Source organism: Streptomyces sp. NPDC046862 (assembly GCF_040704615.1).
Classification (GTDB): Bacteria; Actinomycetota; Actinomycetes; order Streptomycetales; family Streptomycetaceae; genus Streptomyces.
Genome location: NZ_JBEYXP010000050.1, coordinates 1 through 16,107 on the forward strand (window position 1 = coordinate 1; position 16,107 = coordinate 16,107).

A 16,107-nucleotide genomic window follows, 5' to 3' on the forward strand; every position below is an offset into this window, starting at 1 on the left:
CCGTGGGTTCCGGTACTGCGGGCAGGGAGCATCATTCCAGACCGGTGGCTGAAGTCTGGTGGTGGCGGCGGGCGTTTCGCCCTTACGGGGCTGCGCGGGGTGGGGTGCTGTTTACCGCGGTAAACAGCACGGGGTCAGTCGTCGTCGCCGTCGTCCTCGAGCGGCCGCCACTCCACCCGGTACACGGGCTCGCAGAAGATGCGGTGGTGTTCCCACACCGGTGGCGGGGAGGCCGGCCAGGCGGGCTGCCGCTGGGGGCGGACGGGGGTGGCGGTGGTCATCGCGGGTCTCCGGTGGGGCCGAGGTGCTCGTGGATGTGCTGGTTCAGCATCGCCCGCTCGACCTCGAGCTGGTATTCGTCGCGGGCTTCCGGGTCGGGCAGGTGGTGGTGGGCGAGGAACCAGTCGAGGGTGGTGGCCCAGCAGTCGGTGCGCATGGAGTGGTAGTCGGCGTGGAGGAGGCACATGGCGTGGGTGTGGGGTGTGGGCATGGCGGCCTGCGGGGGTGCGAGGGGTGTGGCCAACGTGAGGCCTCCGTTCGTGCGGGGTGATCACGTACAGAGTGCGTCGGATTCCGCGCGGTATTGCCCCCGCTCGGCCGCCTCGTCGGGGTAGACGCACCGCTGGTGCTCGAGGTCCCAGAGCGCCCCGGGCATACCGCAGTCGGGGCCAACGGGGTGGGAGTCGACGAATACGAAACGGCTTCGGGCTCGGTCCATGTGCGGGTCGCAGGCAAAGCTGACTTCTGCGGCAACGTTCCACATGACGTGCCATGTGGCCTCGGTTCCACAGTCGGCGCTTGGAGTGTCACCCGGGGAGTAGTTGCAGAGTCGCTGCTGGTCGTCGACGAAGCGGCCGAGTGGGGCGAAGGGGTCCATGGTCACGCCTCCTTGGGCTTGCTCATGTTGGCGATGATCCGCAGGTTGTGCTTGCACCAGCGGCAGTTGCAGCCGCGGGTTTCGCCGTCGCAGCACAGGCATTCTTTGTGGAGCAGGCGGTATTCGATGAGGGGGAGGTCGGGGGCGTCGAGGCGGCGCACCCAGATCTGGAACAGTCCGCAGTCGGGGCAGCGCTTCTGGTCGTGGGTGCGGCCCATCTGTTCGGCCCACAAGTGCCAGGCAACATAGGCGCGGGGTGCGGGCGTGTGCCGGTCGACGTTCGGGCAGGGTGGTTCGGGATTCGGCTTGGCCATGGGGTTCTCCATTCACGCCACGTCGAATGCTCGGCGGGGGACGTTGAGGCCGGCGGCTTCGCGCCGCTTGTAGGCGATGGCGGCGGAGATGGAGGCTTCGACGCTGCCTGGCCTGGGTCCGGCGGACCGCTCGAGGCGTTCCTGCTCTGCGACGGCTTCCTGGTGTTCGTCGTCGTGTTGCCGTCCGGCGCGGAGGGCTGCTTCTTGGCGGGCTATGGCTTCGGCGACGTACGGGTCCGTGGGTCGTGGGGCGGGCCGGTTGTCGAGGGCCAGGGCGATCGTCTGCCGGTAGCCGTCGGAGGCGGTCTCGCGGGTGCGCACCGAAGCCTCAGGCTCGGGCTGGGTGGGTGCGGCCGTGCGGGGCGTGCTGGTGAGGTTGCCGGGCGGGAGGACGCGGATCGTACGGACGACGGGGCGGCCCATCTTGTCGTTGATCTGCTTGGCGAGTTGGCCGCCGAGGAGTCGGAGCTGGGAGGCGTAGGCGTGGCTGGCGGGCCGGAGGTCGAGGCGGCCGCGTTGTTCGTCGTAGGCGGCGGGTTCGACGCATCCGGCGTACTGGGGGCAGAGTTCAGTCCAGCGGTCGAGGACGCTGCCGCCGGCGACTGCGTTGTCCCAGCCTTGTTCGGCGGTGAGGCGCCCGAGGATGTGGCCGAGGCCTTGGGGGTCGCGTCCTTCGCCGCGGGCCGGGCGGCTGCTGCGGCGGGGCTTCTTCGGGGCTTGGGTGGGCTGGTTGCGGGCGGTGGCCTTGTAGGCGGCGAGGGCCTGCCGGGCGAGGTCGGCGCCAGACGCGGTGGGGGTGTCAGTCACTGGCTGGCCTCCGCCGCCATGCGTTCCTGACGTTTCCGAAGCGCCCGCTTGCGGTCCCTTTCCCGCTGGCATGCCCTGCACCTGCGCCAGACTTTCCCCTCCACAGTCGTCTTGTAGTACGTGTTTTCCGCATCGAATGGGTGCCCGTTGACGCACTCGACACGGTCCTTCCAGTGAGTGTTTCCGCTGGTCTCGCCTCTAGCTATGCGCTTCTTCATGCGGCAAATGGGGCAGCGCCGTCCAGGGCGGCGCTCCTTGCTGTCGACCAGGGGATGCCCTTCAGGGCACGTCTCTTTACGTGCGTTGAAAGCGGTCGGCGAGAGCCCCCGGAGTACGTTCTCTCCTCGGGTGATCGCTTCCAGGTGGGCAGGATTTACGCATTGCCGGTGGAGGCAGGCGTGTCCCCCCGGGCAGCTTGTGTCCTGGTTGTGGCAGACGTGGTCGATCACTAGTCCTTCGGGGATGGGCCCTACGAACATCACGTAGGCCAGGCGGTGCGCGAACCATCGCTTCCGTTCGACGTAGATGCGGACGTATCCGTTGCCGTTGGGGATAGTGACTTCGGCAGGCAGCCTCCAGCACTCGCCAGGGTTTCCCTGGACAAGCTTCTTCGCGGTTTCCATGCTTCGCACAGCAGGCAAGGTCCAGCTCCAATCAGAAGGTAGGGGTGAGGGTGTCGCGCCGGTTGGCGATGTTCTCGAGGGCGAGGGCTTGGTCGACGAGCCGGTTCGTGTACAGGCGGCGTGCGTCGCGTTCGCCGAGGAGCTCGATCGCGGCGAAGATCAGGCCCGGGTCGGTCATCGCGTCCGCCCGCATGGCGACAACCTCCTGACGGGTCAGGTCCTCGAGGGCCAGCGGGCTGGAGTCGACGGGCTCGTAGTCGGCGGCCAGGCGATCGCGGATGGCGGTGAACGCCTCGTCCACGGCGCGGCGCGTAGCGAGGCTCTTGGGGGCGCCGCCGAAGCCGTCGAAGCCGGTGTGGCGGGCCTGCTCGTTGGCGCGGGACTCCTGCCAGGCCAGGACCAGGGTCTTGCGGCGCTCCGGGGTGGTGTACAGCAGCTGGCAGCAGGCGAGCCGGTAAGCGAGCAGCCCGGAGGGGCGGCGGGCGTCATCGGAGGCCACGGGCATCTGCTCGGCGGCGGCCCGGATCTCTAGGGCGGTCCATCCGGCGTCTGCGCAGTGCCGGATGATCCACGCGATGCGTGGCACCGACGCGCCGTGCAGCCACGGTGTCTGGGAGACGAGCTGGCGGGCTACCTGGTAGCGGCGGCCGACCTTGTTCAGGGTTCGCGGCCCGCGGTTGGGGTTCTTCTTGGGGGCTGACTGGCTGTCCCCGCTTGCGAGCTTGCTCTCAGAGGGAAAGCGAGAGAGAGCTGTAGTGGAAGAGCTTGAGGTACCCCCCTGCATTGGGGTGCAACGCCCCTGGCCCGAAACAGAGGTGCGACGGCGGGGGCGGCGGGTCTTCTGGGCGGCCTTCTTCGCGAGCTTCCCGATGGCCTCCCGGGCGGTCTCGGCGACACCGACGGGGCGCCGTTGCACCCCTTCGCCGACGGTCCGGATGCCGTGCTCGGTGTCGAACGCGGCGGGGATGGTGCGCTCGTACACGGACGCCTGGTTGGCCTCTCCGCGCTTGCGGGTGCCCTTGCTGCGGTACACGAGCAGGCCGGTTTCGCGGAGCATCGTCAGGTGGTACTGGATGGTCCGCTCCGACAGCTTGAGTTTCCGCATGAGGTAGGCGATGCCGGGCCGGCACACCTTCAGGCGGGCGATCTCCTGCGCGATGGCGAGGGTCGTCCCTCCCCACTTGGGTCCGTGGGCCTGGGTGGGCGTGTAGAGGCCTTTGGCGGCGAGGTCGTGGATCCAGTGGACGGCGGTGAGCCAGGAGTGGGCGCAGGTGGCGATGCGGCCGGTGGTGCCGGTCAGCCACTGGTGCGCGGACGGCACGCAGAGACGTGTCGTGGGGCACTGGGTGCCGCCGTTTTTGGGGGAGATACGTGATGAATCGCCCGGCGTGGAAGCGCCAAGCTGACAAGAAGGGGTGCGGTGCTGCACTATGTACCTGCCGTCCTGCGGACATGAAAAAGCCCGCTCGGTGGTGAATGGGTTCTCGTCGAACCAGAACTCGCTCCGGGTTCCGGAGCCTTAGCTCGAAGCGCCAACTTCGAGCCGTGGTACGAGGCCGCGCACGGTGCGCCAACACCAGCGGCCAGGCGGTAGAGGAGAAGCCCCCGCCAAGGGGCTCAGGACCTCCCGCCGGGAAGCGCTACATCATCCGATCTCGCTCTCTGGGTGCGGTCTGCGCCGGACCAGGCGCAGAAGTGTGAGTGCGCGTTGCGCGGCATCCTGGTCGACGGCACAGCAGTTGCTCGTCGACATCGCGGACCTTTACCAGCGCTGACGCATCTGCCTGGTAGCTGAGCTCAAGGTCTCCGTTGCAGGCGGCGACGGACGCGCCGTACGCGTAGCCCGACCCCGTGACGGCGGTGTGGACGACCACGTTGGGGCGGTAGCTCCAGTCGGATCGGCCCTCGCCGTTGTTCGACCCCGCGAGGGCATCCCCGTTCAGCGTCAGGACGCGGCGAGGCTCATTTGCGGTGGCGGGGTGGTAGTCGGCAGGGCGCGTCTGCTGGTGCAGGCGGATCTCGTCGTGGTAGGCGCCCACCTCGATGGAGGGCGGCCGCCGGGTCATGCGACTGCTGGGGTAGTGGTGACAGGTCCCCGCTCGCGCGCCGGTGTGATCTTCACGGCGGTGGCTGGGGTTTGCCTGTCTGATAGCCCGGAACTCCGGGTACTCTCTGCCATGTCGGCACCTTCATATCGTCGCAAGCGGTTGGGTGTCGGCAGGTCCCGCGCCTTGGTGTTACCAGCACCAGGCCCGCCACCCCTGAGGGTGGCAGCGGGGCCTTCCAACTTTTCAGGCCCGCGCCCTCCGACCCCCATCCCTGAGGGTGCGTCTGGCGCTAGGCGAAGCCTACCGGTTGTGCACCGCATTGTCCCGCGCCCTTCCCCATGCGTCTCAAGTCGGATAAACCACACGCCCAACCTCACCCCTCACGCCCTGACCCGCCGTCAACCTCGCCGCGCCCGGCACGCGTCGGCGCCACCGTCCGCAGCGACCGGCCCACCTGCCCCGCCATCGCGTTGAACCCCGCCCGCGCCAACTTGTCCTGCACCCGCGCCAAATCCTCACCATGAAACTGCGGCCGCACCGACAAACGGCCCGCATGAAACCCGATCGCCAACAGCCGGTCGATCAGCTCCTGACGCATCTCCGGATCCATCTCCGGCAACAGGCCAGCCACCAGGGCCCGCGGCGACCCCACCGACGCCAACTGTCCGTAGGCAATCAGGCCCGCGATGAAGTCCCCGGACGACGCGGCCATCACCGCCCCCGACATATCCGCAGCATGCACCGCCTCATCGAACGCCGGGGCGGGCGTGGAGCCGTTGACGGGGGTGTGGGGGGTGTGAGGGGTGGAACGGGTGGTCATGCCGCTGCCTCCATGGCGCTAGCAGGGTTGGGGAACAGGTCGTGCACGTCGGCCAGATCGGACAGTTCGGCTTCCCAGAGGGCCAACTGGCCGGCGACATCGGTGAACCGGTCACGGCGCGGCGACTGAAGGCGCAGCGGGCCACCGGCGGGCTCGAGATGCGCCTCAGCCTGGGCGTGGTCGTCCAGGCTGTCCTGGAACTCCTCGCGAGGCTCGGCCTTGCACTCAGGCGGAATCGCGGGCACAGTCCCGTCATCCGGCACCACCGTGTCGCCGTCGACCAGGCCCCGCTCGGCGGCAGCAGCCAGCAACTCGCCCCGGGACGCCGTACGCGGCAGGCACAACCCGGTCACCAGCGTCGACCGCTGCCAGTTCGCCGTCCGCACATCCACACCAGCAGCCGCCGCAACCTCATACGGATCCGTGTGCGCCGCCAGACCAGCCAGCACCGCCAGCTTCTGCTTCGTCCGAAGCTTCCGGTCCTCCTCCTCCGCCACCACCTTGTGCCGCTCACTGATGAACACCCGATGCCGCGCAAGCCCCTTCCGCCCGCCATGGAACCCCTCCGGCTCCGCCAACTTCCCCTCCGACGTCACCGAGGTCGCGTACGCGTCACACAGCACCATCACCGGACAGTTCAGGCACACTTCCTCCGCCGCAGCCTCACGCGCCAAACGCTCCGCCTGCGGCTCCTGACCGTCCATGTCCGGGCCGTGGTGCGCGTCCAACGACAACTCCGGATTCCCCGCCATGCGAGTCGGGTCATCGGGGTCGGGAGCACAGCCCCGGTAGCGGTAGAAACGGTGCTCGGTGAGATTCCTGTACGCGGTCTTCAGATCGGTCCCGGTCACGCGGGCCCCCCTTCCGTCTGCGGGTCAACATCCGGGTCAATGTCGGTCGAGTGAGTAGCGAGGGCGTAGTCCAGAACCAGGTCGGCTTGCGCCAACACATGGCGTCGCTGCCGGTCCTCGGCCAGCAGCCCGTCGATACGGGTCTGGAACGCCGCCAGGTCACGGTGCAAGCAAGCGGCCGTGAGACGAGACGCGGCGCGCTCCCTGGTGAGAGCGCGCCGCACAGTGCGGTGCCGGTGCGCGATCGCGCCGGCGGTCAGAACAGCCGCGGTGAAGACCGCGGCGGTGGCTATCGGACGTAGACGTACAGGCACGGCCTTCACCTCCATACGGGAAGGGCGGACAACGGTTGGTTCGGTCAGTGGTTGGCGTGGCCCCGGGTCGGCTCCTCGTACAAGCCGCCCACCCGCCCCAGCTCCGCGGCCACAATCCGCTCCGCATGCCGGGCCACGTGCTGCTCCCGCACCAGGCGGGCCTCCAACTCCAGACGACGCTGATACACCGGGTTCATCTCGGCCGGCCGAGAGCCGTGACGGCGCCGCCGCACAGACTTGATGTGCAAGCACAACGCGTAGAAGGCGGCGGCGTACATGACGAGCCCGGCGGCCACCGCGATGATCCAGTCAGACAGGGAAGCGAGCATGCTGAAGCTCCGTTCGGCTCGAGCCGGAAAGGGTGTGGAACAGGAAGCCCGATGGGCGGGCGAAGGTCAGGCGGCGAGCGTGTACGGCTCGAGGTCCTCGCCTGTGATCAATTCGGCGACCATGGCGCCCAGGTCGCGAGAAGCGTTCGGGGTCACGGCCATACCGACCAGGGACGCCAGCTGCTTCTGCTGCTCCCGCCAGTCCTCAGCGGTCGCGATCAGCTTGTACTCCTTCGGGAAGGCCATGGCGACCTTCCGCTCCTCGACCGACAGCATCCGGGCATACCGATCCCGGACGTCCCCGGCGTCCCCATGCACCCACAGGTGGTGGTTGCCGCCCGCGGTGATCGTCGACAACGGTTCCGTCAGCGCCCGGTGCGTGGACCCGCCACCGCGCAGCTCTGCGATGAACGGCGCCCCGCTGTAGACGCGGTGCCCGTCCTCCACCTTGCGGCGCGTGTTCGGCTGGAACCGGTCACCTATCAGCCGGCCCCGCTGAGTGTGGTCGATGACCGACGATCCCGGACGCAGTCCGATCGGAAGCAGCGGCATCGCCGCGCACCGGTGGTCCGGGCAACGCCACACGTACTGGGCGCCATGCTTGCCCCACGGCTTGTGCGGCGAGCACGTATCCGTCCACTTGAACGCCTGCATCGCCTGCACCACGCCGTGCCGCTCACACCGCACCAGCGGACGCGTCCACTTGTCGAAGTTCGGATCCCGGCCCAGCACCTCATGCCAGAACACCACGTACATCCGATCCCGGAACGTCGCCGCCGCAGGCCCGTATGCGGCCAGGTGAGCAGAGTTCAGATACAGGATGCGGTGCTTGTAGCCCCACACCTGCATCTGCGCCAGCCACACGTCGAACGCGGCCCCACGGTTGTGCTTCGGACCCCACCAGCGGGCCTCCGGTACGTTCTCCACCACGATCGCCAGATACTGGTGGTGCTCGGCGAACCGCGGTACACAGTGCATCGTGGCCCGGGACCGGATAGCCGTCTCGTCCTGTCCCGTCGTGGAGAACAGACCATCGACGAACTCGCCGTGCCCGCGAACCTTGCCCTGCGCCACCGTCTGATACGTGCACTCCGGCGACGACCACAACGCGTGCGTACGCGGCCAGTCGGCCGGCACAGTCTGGGACAGATCCGCGCACCGCACGTCGACGTTGGGGTGGTTGGCCCGGTAGGTGGCGACCGCGTGCTGGGCGTGGTTCCCGGCCGTCACGATCACACTGCCGGGAACCTTCTTCACGCCGTCCGCGGCACCGCCGCCACCAGAGAAGTGATCGGACCACGTCACTGAGTAGCTCACCGGTGGCCTGCCTTCCAGCAGTCGGGGCAGATGTCACGGCCACCGGGCCGGACGTGCCAGCCGTCCGGGCGGCGAATCCGACGGACGTCAGTAACCGTGCGGGCGGCCGGGGAGTGGGTCGCGGCGTAGCACCCCGGGCCGTCGCAGTCGACTGCCGGGGTCAGGGAGGCCGTCACGCGGCGTTCCTCTCCGTGTCGCCGCCCTGCGCGGCCCGCTCCTTCAACTGCTTGATCCGAATCTCCAACACATCCTGGATGTGCAGGTGATCCCCCTCGAACGGCACAACCGGGTTGATGCCCTTCTGCTTCGCCTCAGCCAGCGCCATCTCCGTGGCCCCAACGTGGTTCCAGCCGTTGCGCACCCGCTCCTGGAAGGCGTCCAGATCGGCCGCCTGCGCACCGCCCTGGTCGGCGCGCCCAGGCGGTGCAGTCTGCTTGGCCTCGTCGTCCCGGCCGCCCTGCTCCAGCGACGCCCCACCCGATTCGACGATCTCCAGGTCCGAGCTGGTCCACAGATCCAGCGCCATCCCGAACCGCATACCCGCGTTACGGATCGCGTCGCCGATCGTCTCCTTGATGGCGTCCCCGCCCGTCTTGTCACCGGCGTGCCCGTACCCGAGCCGCGTCATCCCGCACACCGTCAGCCGGATCCACAGCCCCTTGTAGCCGTCGGCCTGCGGCAGGCCCCGCTCATCCAGCGACAGCGGCTCGTAGCCCCAGAACGGGTCCACGTTCAACAGTCGGTTCGTGGCCTCCGCGTGCCCGACGTACGCCAGGTCGATGTGGCCGCCGTTCGGCATCTTCTGCTTGCACTTCCCGCACTTGCTGGTCGGGTGCTGCTGGCAGCCGTTCCAGCCGGCGCTCTTGCACGCACGGCACCACACGCGCGGCAGGTACCGGATCTCCTCCGGCTTGAACGGCTCCCGCAGCTTGTGCAGGGCCTCGATCTGCTCGGCCCGCGTGTACCCGAAGGTGTTCGCCGGGCGGTCGGCCTGGTTTTGGGTGTGCGAGGTCAGACCCTCCGCCGTGCTGCTGGCGGGGGCCTCGGTGCCCTGAGGCATGAGGTCTCCAATGGGGTTGTACGAAAGGGTGCGGCGGCCTGGCCCGGTTGTCGGTGTCCAGGGCCAGGCGCCCGCTACCCGAGGTGCCTAGTCGGCGGCCGGCTTCTTCGCCTTCTGGATCGCGGCCAGCTCGTTCCTCAGCTCGTACCGCAGAAACGCCAGCGCGGTACCGCCCTCCGTCACCCGGTAGCCCAGCCCCTCCGCAAGCCGCGAGAAGTTGTCGCGCAACTGCTGCCGGACCGCGTCCTCCACGGTCACGTTCAGCACCACACGGGCATCGCTCGGGTCGTGACGGCCGGCCCGGGTCGTCTTCGGCGGCATCCACTCGCCCGCCAGCACCTTCCGGAAGCCCTCCGTCACCAGGCTGGACAGCGTGCGCCGCTTCATGTCCGCAGCCTTCGTCAGCGCATCGCGCTCACTGGCCCGGGTCGTCAGCGGCAGGTTCGTCGTGAACGCGCCCTCGTCCTCCCGGAGCTGGGTCCAGCCGCCCGGCTGAAGGATCGAGTCCACCGCCGCAACGGCGATGACGGCCTTCACGCTGTCACCGGGGCTGAGTTCCTTCCCGTCGGCGACCTTGCGCAGCAGCGAAGAGGCCAGTTCCAGCTCGGTCCGGCGAGTGCGAGACACGCGGGGTCCTTTCGGCGGGCGCCGTTCGGACCGGGGCCGGCCAGGCGGGCGCGTGGGGGCGTTGCCCACCAGTGTCCTCCAATCAGCATTGCCTCGCCATGCCGGGTGGCTGTGGCGGCCGGAACGGTGTCCCGGCAAGAACGACAGTACAGCTTTGGGCATTGTCTTGCAATGCTTTCTGGTCTACAGTGGAACCACCGCACCACACCGAGGGGGCCCCGATGAACGCCAAGCAGCGCGCACTCCGCAACCGCACCCGCGAACAGCGCACCCTGCGCCACGCGCACAAGGCCATCGCCACCGGCACCCCGCAGACCGCCCGCACCCACCTCGTAGCCGCCGGCCTCGACGACACCACCGCCAAGCGCTACGCCGGAGCCTTCTCCCGCGGCGCCACCGCCGACGTCACCACCGAAGCGACGATCAAGCTCAAGGGCCGCACTCGGAAGGCCGTCCCGGTCAAGCTCTACAGTGCGACCACGTTCACCGCCCGCCTCCTGGTGTACCGCCCCAAGGACCTCACCGCCGCCGCCCGCTTCGAGCAGGCCGCCCACCGCCTCGCCGCCTAGGGAGCCCACATGCACCGCATCGCCATCGTTCGTAAGGGCCAGCAGCCCGAGCGTCGTATCGGCAACGCCCAGGACATCGAGGACGCCGTCTACGAAGTCCTGAGCACCGAGAAGGCCGCCACCACCGAGAACGACCTCGTGGCGATCCGAGGCCTCATCGGCCAGGCCGTGGCCATGTGCGAGACCGAGGGCTTCGCCGCGCTCAAGTTTGGCAACTCGGCTGTGACAATCCGACCTGCGCCGCCACAGCCGGAGGACGACCCTGCCAACTGACCCCGGACACGAAGAAGGCCACCGCCCCACACCGGGGTTGGTGGCCGTTCATACTGATCGCGTAGCCGCATCCTAACGCGCGATCCGGTCAGCACACCAGCCCCATTCGGGAGCACACTCAACGTATGGCCCGTCACCAGCAGGAAGCCCTCACCGACGCCCCTCCGGGCCTGCGCCGGCGAGTGTGGTGCCGGGGAGTCGGCTGCCACCACCAGCTGTACACCGCAGAATCAAGACGCCGCGGATTCGGGCCGACCTGCGATCCCGACTACCGCACCCCCGACCCCGACCACCACGTCGACCAGGACGCCATACCCGGCCTGGAAGTAGAGGAGCAGCGTGAACGCCACCCGTGACTGGAGCTGGGTCAGGCACTGGTCCGACCTGCTCAACCACGACGAGGTGTGGTGCAACGCCGAGGGCGAGATTCTGCGCCTGGACGATATGGACCCCGGATACTGCGGTCGCGTGTACGCGTTCTGCATGCGGCAGGCAGAGGAGATCTACGAGCTGATCGGGATGCGGGCGCTGGCTGGCACCGAGCACCTCGGCGAGCAGGCCGGCATCGACTTCGACCGGGCCTTCGACGACTTCCTTAGCGTGGAGAGCCCCGCCGCGTGGCTGGCGCAGGCCCCGCTGCTCGTCGCCCTCAAGTACCGGTCCGAGGGGCTGCCAGCCCGGCCGACTGTCTGTCACTGCGGTTATCCGTTCCAGGACGACAGCGGCCTGTGGGATCACAGCGCCTGCTATCCGGGGATCATCGTCGACTGACGCGCCCGGGGGAAGCCTCCCCAGCGCGCTGCCGCATTCCGTCGTAGCGTTCTGGTACAGGCTCCGGCACCCCCGGAACAGCCACCCCCGCCCCCTCCCACCTGCACAATTCCAAAACTTCGGCAGCCCACCCTCCAACCCGCACCCGCGCGACCCCACCCCTCGCGTTCCCCGGACTTGCACCACCGACAGCACCCGGGCCGAGGCAGCTCCGAAGTTTTGGAATCGATCACACGCGGGTTTTCGGGCAGGATAGAGGGCATGGACCCCGTGGACCTGCTCAACGACTGGCTCGCGACGAGCGCGCTGCGTCCTTCCACGCGCGCCGAATACCACCGCGAAGTCACCAGCTTCCTGGACTGGTGCGCCCTCGAGCAGAACCCCCAAACCGGCCGGCCCCGCCGGCCCGTCGACCCCATCACCGCACGCCCGGCCGACATCGCCGCCTGGTCCTACGACACCCACCTCCACCACCACCTCGGCGAGATGGCCTTCAACGGCCCGGACGCACTCGCCCACCTCGCCCACCACTACCCCGAGGTGGCCCGCTCCCACGACCGCCGCGTCACCGCCCTCACCGGCTACTACGACGCCGCCGTCACCCGCCGCCTGATCACCCTCCCCCCGGACCTGAAAATCCTGCGCTCCGGGGTGCCCAGACCAGCCGGGGCGAAAAACCGGCTCACCCCCCGCGAACGCGCCGTCCTCCTCGCCTGCACCGGCGCCTGGGGCCCCACCCGCTCCAAACACTGGCAACGCGACCAGCTATGCGTCTTCCTCCTCCTGGAAGGCCTCCGCCCGGCCCAGGTCGTCCGCATCGACCGCCGCCACCTCTACCCCCAGCCCGACGGATCCTTCGACGTCCGCGCCCCCGACGAACACGAAAGCCTCGGCCACAAGTTCACCCTCGACCCGCTCACCGGCGCCGCCCTCAAGGCATACCTGGCCGTACGACCCGAACCGGTGGACCCGGACGAGCACGCGCTGATCCTCTCCAGCCGCCGCACCGCGACGTTCTCACGCTGGCCCAACAAACTCATCGGGCAGATCGCCGCCACCCACCCGATGCTGGTCGACCGCGACCCCACGCTGCCCCCGGAAGAACGGGAGATGCCTATCACCGCGGACGCCGTCGCCCACACCGGCCTGTGGGACCACCCCGCACCCCAGGGTGGCTAGTCGGCGGCCCTGCGGCGCTCCTGGACCTTCAGCCACGGGTTCTCCGCCCGGGACTGCGCCCGGTCCAGGTACTCCCGCTTCACCACCGCGGAGCCCACCGCCCACCGGCCCTGCTTGGTCGGGTCGCCGCCGGCGTCCGCGATGGCCTGAGCCCCGCCGCGGCGCAGCCCGTGCGCGGTGACCTCCTGCCAGTTGGCCAGACCGGCGGCGTAGGCGCGGCTGCGGACCCAGTCGTTGATGGCGTCGCCGGAGACGTGGTCGCCGCGCACGCGGGCGGTGGCCCGGTTCTGGAGGGTCCCGGCGGAGGTGAGGGCGCGGAAGAACGCGCCGTCGCGGACGCCGAGGCGGTGCAGCATGCCGAACCAGGCCCGGGTCGCGTCGACCGGGCACAGGAGGGGTTCGGCAGGGTCGGCGGGGATGTGGGTGGGCTCTCCGTCTCCGTCCTGGTGGGTCTTGTCGAAGCGGATGTCCAGCGTCACGAAGTCGTCGTCGACGTCGACGTCCGCACAGAGCAGATCGGCGAGTTCGATGCGCCGGTTCAGGGCTCCCCGGCCGAGGAGGAGGGCGGCGCGGTCGCGGATGCCGATGGGGTGCCGGAGGTCGCAGGAGGCGACCATGGCGCGGAACATGGCGTCGGTGATGGCCGGGGCCTTCTTCACCCGGTTCCGGCGGCCCCACTCCTTGGCGTACTCGTTGATGAGGCCGTTGACGACCTTCGTGCCGGGCTTGGCGTCCTCGGGCTGCCAGGAGCGGATCGTGGCCTTGTGGGTCCGGATGGTGTTCGGGGCGTAGCCGCGTGCGATCAGGGAGGCGATGTACTCGACGTACGTGGCGGTGGTGCAGGGCCGGGCGACGCGACCCATCTCCGCGCACCAGCGCTCGAACATGCCGCGTTGGGAACGGTAGTTGCGGTCGGTGTTCTTTGGCGCCGCAGCCTCGTCCATGCGGCGCGCGGTGTCCTCGGAGACATAGAAGTCGCGCTCGGTGTACTGCGGCCGTTCGGTGGCGGGGAGTTCGCCGGGGCGGAGGATGGTGTGCCGGTCGACGGCCGGGCGCGCTGGCGCAGCCGGTTGGGCGAGCGCGGGGAGGTGCTCGTCATCCACCAGCTCGGCGTCGACCACCTCCCCGTCGGCATCAAACTCCGAGTTCATCGCGGAATGCACGGGCTCGGTCCTGGCGGGCCTGCACCTCGGCCTTCACTGCCTCGTCCTTGATCCGGTCGATCGGGTGAAGCAACTTGCCCGCCCGGTATGACTGGGAGAACGCAACAGCGGCGGTGGCGACCTTCTGGCCGTCCAGGTCAGTTCCGGTGAAGCGGAGGAATGGTTCCCCGCCATCGGTGGCTTCCTCGGTCTCCTGCATGCGGCGCTCGAACCGCTCTAGGTACCGGCGCACTTCGGCGGCCTTCTCCCAGGCGTAGCGGATGTTGCCGTCCTCGATGGCTCCGGCCAGTCGTCCGAAGAGGTCGATGGCTCCGGCGTACTCCTCGGCTAGGTTGTTCTCGGGCGTGCTTCCGCCGAGGAGCTCGTACAGGTCGCTCACGCTGATCCCCTCTCAGGCCCGCTCAGGGTAAGCAGGCGCGCATAAGGGAAATTATACGGGGGTGATCACTCGAAGATCCCTCTGCCACGCTGGTACGCTCTCACGCAGAGTTGGCCGACCGTCCTAGGCGTCGGTGCAACAAGAGAAGCCCGACGCGGTCGCGCGTGCCGGGTGGATCCCCCGCCCTCGGCGCGACCCGGGGGCGGGTTTTTCCGCTCTGGCCTCTTAAGTCCAGCGGTCCTCACGAGCGGAGCGGAACAGGGCGCGCAGGGCTTCCCGCTGTTCCGGCTTCAGCGGCGGCGCTGCGGCGACGTGGCGGCGGACGGCAGCAACAGCGTTGGGACCGAGTCGGCGCTCAGCCTCTGCACGGGAGAACACGCTTGGCCAACGAGGGCGCCACCGGGTCGGTCACCACAGGCGTTCCTGGGTCGACCGATGGAACATTAAAACGAGCCAGCAGCGCAGTTCCCCCTGCCGCGCCGAAGCGTCACGGACTCCGTTCGATCTGTTCGATTCTTCGCTCAGAACGATTCTGCGGTGGACCTCGTATCTCGGCTGATCCGAGTTCGCGGCCTCATGGCGGTCCACGTAGGCTGCACGCGTCGGGGCCGCACCCAGTTCGGATGGGTGCGGCCCCGATCTGGCAAACGGACGGACTACTCGGCCGCCTGCTGGTGGCGTTCTACATACTCTGCCATGGCGCGCAGACGAGCCGGATCTTCCCGTGCCTTACCGATGGCGTGGTTGCACCACTCGCACAGCAAGTCCCTTATGGCGCCGGTCTGATGGTTGTGGTCTACGTGCAGTCGCTTCTTGGTGGGTTCGTCACGGCAGATTGCGCATCGCCCGCCCTGCGCCTGAAGGCGCGCCTCGTACTCTTCGAACGTCATGCCGTAGTTCCGCTTCAGGCACTGCGCGTAGGAACGGTCAGCCCCGTTCCTCTTCGCGTAGTGTTCCCTTCCCGCCACCTTGGCGCACGAGGCGCAGAAGTACCGCGACGGCTGGGTGAACTTCTCGATTGGCAGCACCTCCCGGCACCCCCCGCACAGTTTGCTGGTCAGCCCCTCTGCGGCCCGCTGACGGTTGAGCCGGTGCTGCCGACCTCGACATCGCTTGGAGCAGTACCGCTCCGTTTCCTTGAGGCCCGGTACGGCAGCCAGATCCACCTCGCACTCTTCGTACCCGCAGCGTCTCGCCAGTTCCGGTGTCAGCGCTTCCTGCAATTGACTCCTCCAGTTCTGTAAGGTTCTCTAGATTCTAACAGACTGATAGAGTCGCCGTATGGAACAGATGACAGCGGAAGAAGCTCGCCGACAGTTCGCGGACCTGCTCAACCGGGTCGGATTCAAGGGCGAACAGATCCTGATCACCAGGCATGGCAAGCCCATCGCCAAGCTGGTCCCTGTGACTGGCGACGAGACCACCGAGAAGTGAGGAGCACGACCATGGAATCCGACATCGCCAGGACAGCCGGACCCGTTGCCCTCGGTCTGGGCGCGTTTGCCGCGATCGTCCTGACCGACGGCACCCAAGACTTGAGCTGGGTTCGCTTTCTGATCGCCACCCTGGCGTTCTGGGCCGTCACCGGCGCGGGCGTGCTCGCCATCCGCTACTGGGACGGGGACTGACCGCCCATGCTGGCAAACACGCTCAGTGTCCTGGCCATCGCGATCAGCGTCACCACGCTGCTGCTCGCACGCCGGGGCTACCGGCGGGAGAAGGCGCGGCTGGCCGCGTTGAAGGCCCGCCACCCGCACCTTGCCGACCGCGCCACCGAGAAGTGAGG

At 68.6% G+C, this 16,107-nt stretch carries 25 protein-coding genes; 8 read left to right on the forward strand and 17 right to left on the reverse strand.

Going from position 1 to position 16,107, the window contains the following annotated elements; all coding sequences use genetic code 11:
• Positions 1–134: 134 nt before the first annotated feature.
• The 14 genes from AB0959_RS39815 to AB0959_RS39880 all read right to left on the reverse strand — a co-directional run bounded on the left by AB0959_RS39815 (position 135) and on the right by AB0959_RS39880 (position 9,987).
• Positions 135–281 (reverse strand): hypothetical protein, encoded by a 147-nt coding sequence (locus AB0959_RS39815; RefSeq protein WP_366831677.1) that lies wholly within the window; start codon positions 279–281, stop codon positions 135–137.
• Entirely contained in the window at positions 278–523 is a 246-nt protein-coding gene (locus AB0959_RS39820) for a hypothetical protein (protein WP_366831678.1), read from the reverse strand. The genes AB0959_RS39815 and AB0959_RS39820 overlap by 4 nt, the downstream gene beginning before the upstream one ends.
• 27 nt (positions 524–550) lie before the next feature.
• Positions 551–883 carry a hypothetical protein gene (locus AB0959_RS39825; protein WP_366831679.1) on the reverse strand — a complete coding sequence of 111 codons (333 nt, stop codon included), beginning with the start codon at positions 881–883 and terminating at the stop codon, positions 551–553.
• Positions 880–1,191 (reverse strand): hypothetical protein, encoded by a 312-nt coding sequence (locus tag AB0959_RS39830; protein WP_366831680.1) that lies wholly within the window; start codon positions 1,189–1,191, stop codon positions 880–882. Before AB0959_RS39830 ends, AB0959_RS39825 begins: the two co-directional genes overlap by 4 nt.
• A gap of 12 nt (positions 1,192–1,203) precedes the next feature.
• Positions 1,204–1,998, reverse strand: coding sequence for a DciA family protein (locus AB0959_RS39835; protein ID WP_366831681.1), 795 nt, complete (start codon positions 1,996–1,998; stop codon positions 1,204–1,206).
• Entirely contained in the window at positions 1,995–2,621 is a 627-nt protein-coding gene (locus AB0959_RS39840; RefSeq protein WP_366831682.1) for an HNH endonuclease signature motif containing protein, read from the reverse strand. The genes AB0959_RS39835 and AB0959_RS39840 overlap by 4 nt, the downstream gene beginning before the upstream one ends.
• A 31-nt stretch (positions 2,622–2,652) precedes the next feature.
• Entirely contained in the window at positions 2,653–3,942 is a 1,290-nt protein-coding gene (locus AB0959_RS39845) for a transcriptional regulator (protein ID WP_366831683.1), read from the reverse strand.
• A 1,100-nt stretch (positions 3,943–5,042) separates the two neighbouring features.
• Complete coding sequence (locus AB0959_RS39850) at positions 5,043–5,489, reverse strand: hypothetical protein (RefSeq protein WP_366831684.1); 447 nt, start codon at positions 5,487–5,489, stop codon at positions 5,043–5,045.
• The gene (locus tag AB0959_RS39855; RefSeq protein ID WP_366831685.1) at positions 5,486–6,340 is read right to left on the reverse strand and encodes a hypothetical protein; all 855 of its coding nucleotides are present in this window, start codon (positions 6,338–6,340) and stop codon (positions 5,486–5,488) included. Before AB0959_RS39855 ends, AB0959_RS39850 begins: the two co-directional genes overlap by 4 nt.
• On the reverse strand, positions 6,337–6,669 hold the full coding sequence (locus tag AB0959_RS39860; RefSeq protein ID WP_366831686.1) for a hypothetical protein: 333 nt from the start codon (positions 6,667–6,669) through the stop codon (positions 6,337–6,339). The genes AB0959_RS39855 and AB0959_RS39860 overlap by 4 nt, the downstream gene beginning before the upstream one ends.
• 29 nt (positions 6,670–6,698) lie before the next feature.
• A complete protein-coding gene (locus tag AB0959_RS39865) occupies positions 6,699–6,983 on the reverse strand; it encodes a hypothetical protein (protein ID WP_366831687.1) in 285 nt (94 codons plus the stop codon).
• A 66-nt stretch (positions 6,984–7,049) separates the two neighbouring features.
• Entirely contained in the window at positions 7,050–8,288 is a 1,239-nt protein-coding gene (locus AB0959_RS39870; protein ID WP_366831688.1) for a DNA cytosine methyltransferase, read from the reverse strand.
• A 184-nt stretch (positions 8,289–8,472) separates the two neighbouring features.
• Positions 8,473–9,360: a hypothetical protein gene (locus AB0959_RS39875; protein ID WP_366831689.1), complete on the reverse strand. Its 888-nt coding sequence runs from the start codon at positions 9,358–9,360 to the stop codon at positions 8,473–8,475.
• 87 nt (positions 9,361–9,447) lie between these two features.
• Positions 9,448–9,987, reverse strand: a complete 540-nt coding sequence (locus AB0959_RS39880) for a hypothetical protein (RefSeq protein ID WP_366831690.1) — start codon at positions 9,985–9,987, stop codon at positions 9,448–9,450.
• Positions 9,988–10,208: 221 nt separating this feature from the next.
• On the opposite strand from AB0959_RS39880, the gene AB0959_RS39885 reads away from it, so the two are divergent.
• The 5 genes from AB0959_RS39885 to AB0959_RS39905 all read left to right on the forward strand — a co-directional run bounded on the left by AB0959_RS39885 (position 10,209) and on the right by AB0959_RS39905 (position 12,779).
• A complete protein-coding gene (locus AB0959_RS39885) occupies positions 10,209–10,556 on the forward strand; it encodes a hypothetical protein (RefSeq protein WP_366831691.1) in 348 nt (115 codons plus the stop codon).
• Between the two features lie 9 nt (positions 10,557–10,565).
• Complete coding sequence (locus AB0959_RS39890) at positions 10,566–10,829, forward strand: hypothetical protein (protein WP_366831692.1); 264 nt, start codon at positions 10,566–10,568, stop codon at positions 10,827–10,829.
• Positions 10,830–10,954: 125 nt separating this feature from the next.
• Positions 10,955–11,185: a DUF6011 domain-containing protein gene (locus AB0959_RS39895; protein WP_366831693.1), complete on the forward strand. Its 231-nt coding sequence runs from the start codon at positions 10,955–10,957 to the stop codon at positions 11,183–11,185.
• Positions 11,169–11,600 carry a hypothetical protein gene (locus AB0959_RS39900; RefSeq protein ID WP_366831694.1) on the forward strand — a complete coding sequence of 144 codons (432 nt, stop codon included), beginning with the start codon at positions 11,169–11,171 and terminating at the stop codon, positions 11,598–11,600. The genes AB0959_RS39895 and AB0959_RS39900 overlap by 17 nt, the downstream gene beginning before the upstream one ends.
• A gap of 261 nt (positions 11,601–11,861) precedes the next feature.
• Positions 11,862–12,779 carry a hypothetical protein gene (locus AB0959_RS39905; RefSeq protein ID WP_366831695.1) on the forward strand — a complete coding sequence of 306 codons (918 nt, stop codon included), beginning with the start codon at positions 11,862–11,864 and terminating at the stop codon, positions 12,777–12,779.
• Here AB0959_RS39905 and AB0959_RS39910 read toward each other — a convergent pair.
• The 3 genes from AB0959_RS39910 to AB0959_RS39920 form a co-directional block, all read right to left on the reverse strand.
• On the reverse strand, positions 12,776–13,930 hold the full coding sequence (locus AB0959_RS39910) for an integrase (RefSeq protein WP_366831696.1): 1,155 nt from the start codon (positions 13,928–13,930) through the stop codon (positions 12,776–12,778). The genes AB0959_RS39905 and AB0959_RS39910 overlap by 4 nt on opposite strands.
• Positions 13,914–14,321 carry a hypothetical protein gene (locus AB0959_RS39915; RefSeq protein ID WP_366831697.1) on the reverse strand — a complete coding sequence of 136 codons (408 nt, stop codon included), beginning with the start codon at positions 14,319–14,321 and terminating at the stop codon, positions 13,914–13,916. The genes AB0959_RS39910 and AB0959_RS39915 overlap by 17 nt, the downstream gene beginning before the upstream one ends.
• Positions 14,322–14,977: 656 nt before the next feature.
• Positions 14,978–15,544 (reverse strand): endonuclease VII domain-containing protein, encoded by a 567-nt coding sequence (locus tag AB0959_RS39920; RefSeq protein WP_366831698.1) that lies wholly within the window; start codon positions 15,542–15,544, stop codon positions 14,978–14,980.
• Positions 15,545–15,602: 58 nt separating this feature from the next.
• Here AB0959_RS39920 and AB0959_RS39925 point away from each other — a divergent pair, with 58 nt between their 5' ends.
• Genes AB0959_RS39925 through AB0959_RS39935 form a run of 3 tightly spaced genes read left to right on the forward strand, consistent with a single transcriptional unit; the run spans position 15,603 to position 16,105 of the window.
• Positions 15,603–15,755: a type II toxin-antitoxin system prevent-host-death family antitoxin gene (locus tag AB0959_RS39925; protein WP_366831699.1), complete on the forward strand. Its 153-nt coding sequence runs from the start codon at positions 15,603–15,605 to the stop codon at positions 15,753–15,755.
• An 11-nt stretch (positions 15,756–15,766) separates the two neighbouring features.
• Complete coding sequence (locus tag AB0959_RS39930) at positions 15,767–15,949, forward strand: hypothetical protein (protein ID WP_366831700.1); 183 nt, start codon at positions 15,767–15,769, stop codon at positions 15,947–15,949.
• A gap of 6 nt (positions 15,950–15,955) precedes the next feature.
• The gene (locus tag AB0959_RS39935) at positions 15,956–16,105 is read left to right on the forward strand and encodes a hypothetical protein (protein ID WP_366831701.1); all 150 of its coding nucleotides are present in this window, start codon (positions 15,956–15,958) and stop codon (positions 16,103–16,105) included.
• Positions 16,106–16,107: the final 2 nt, after the last annotated feature.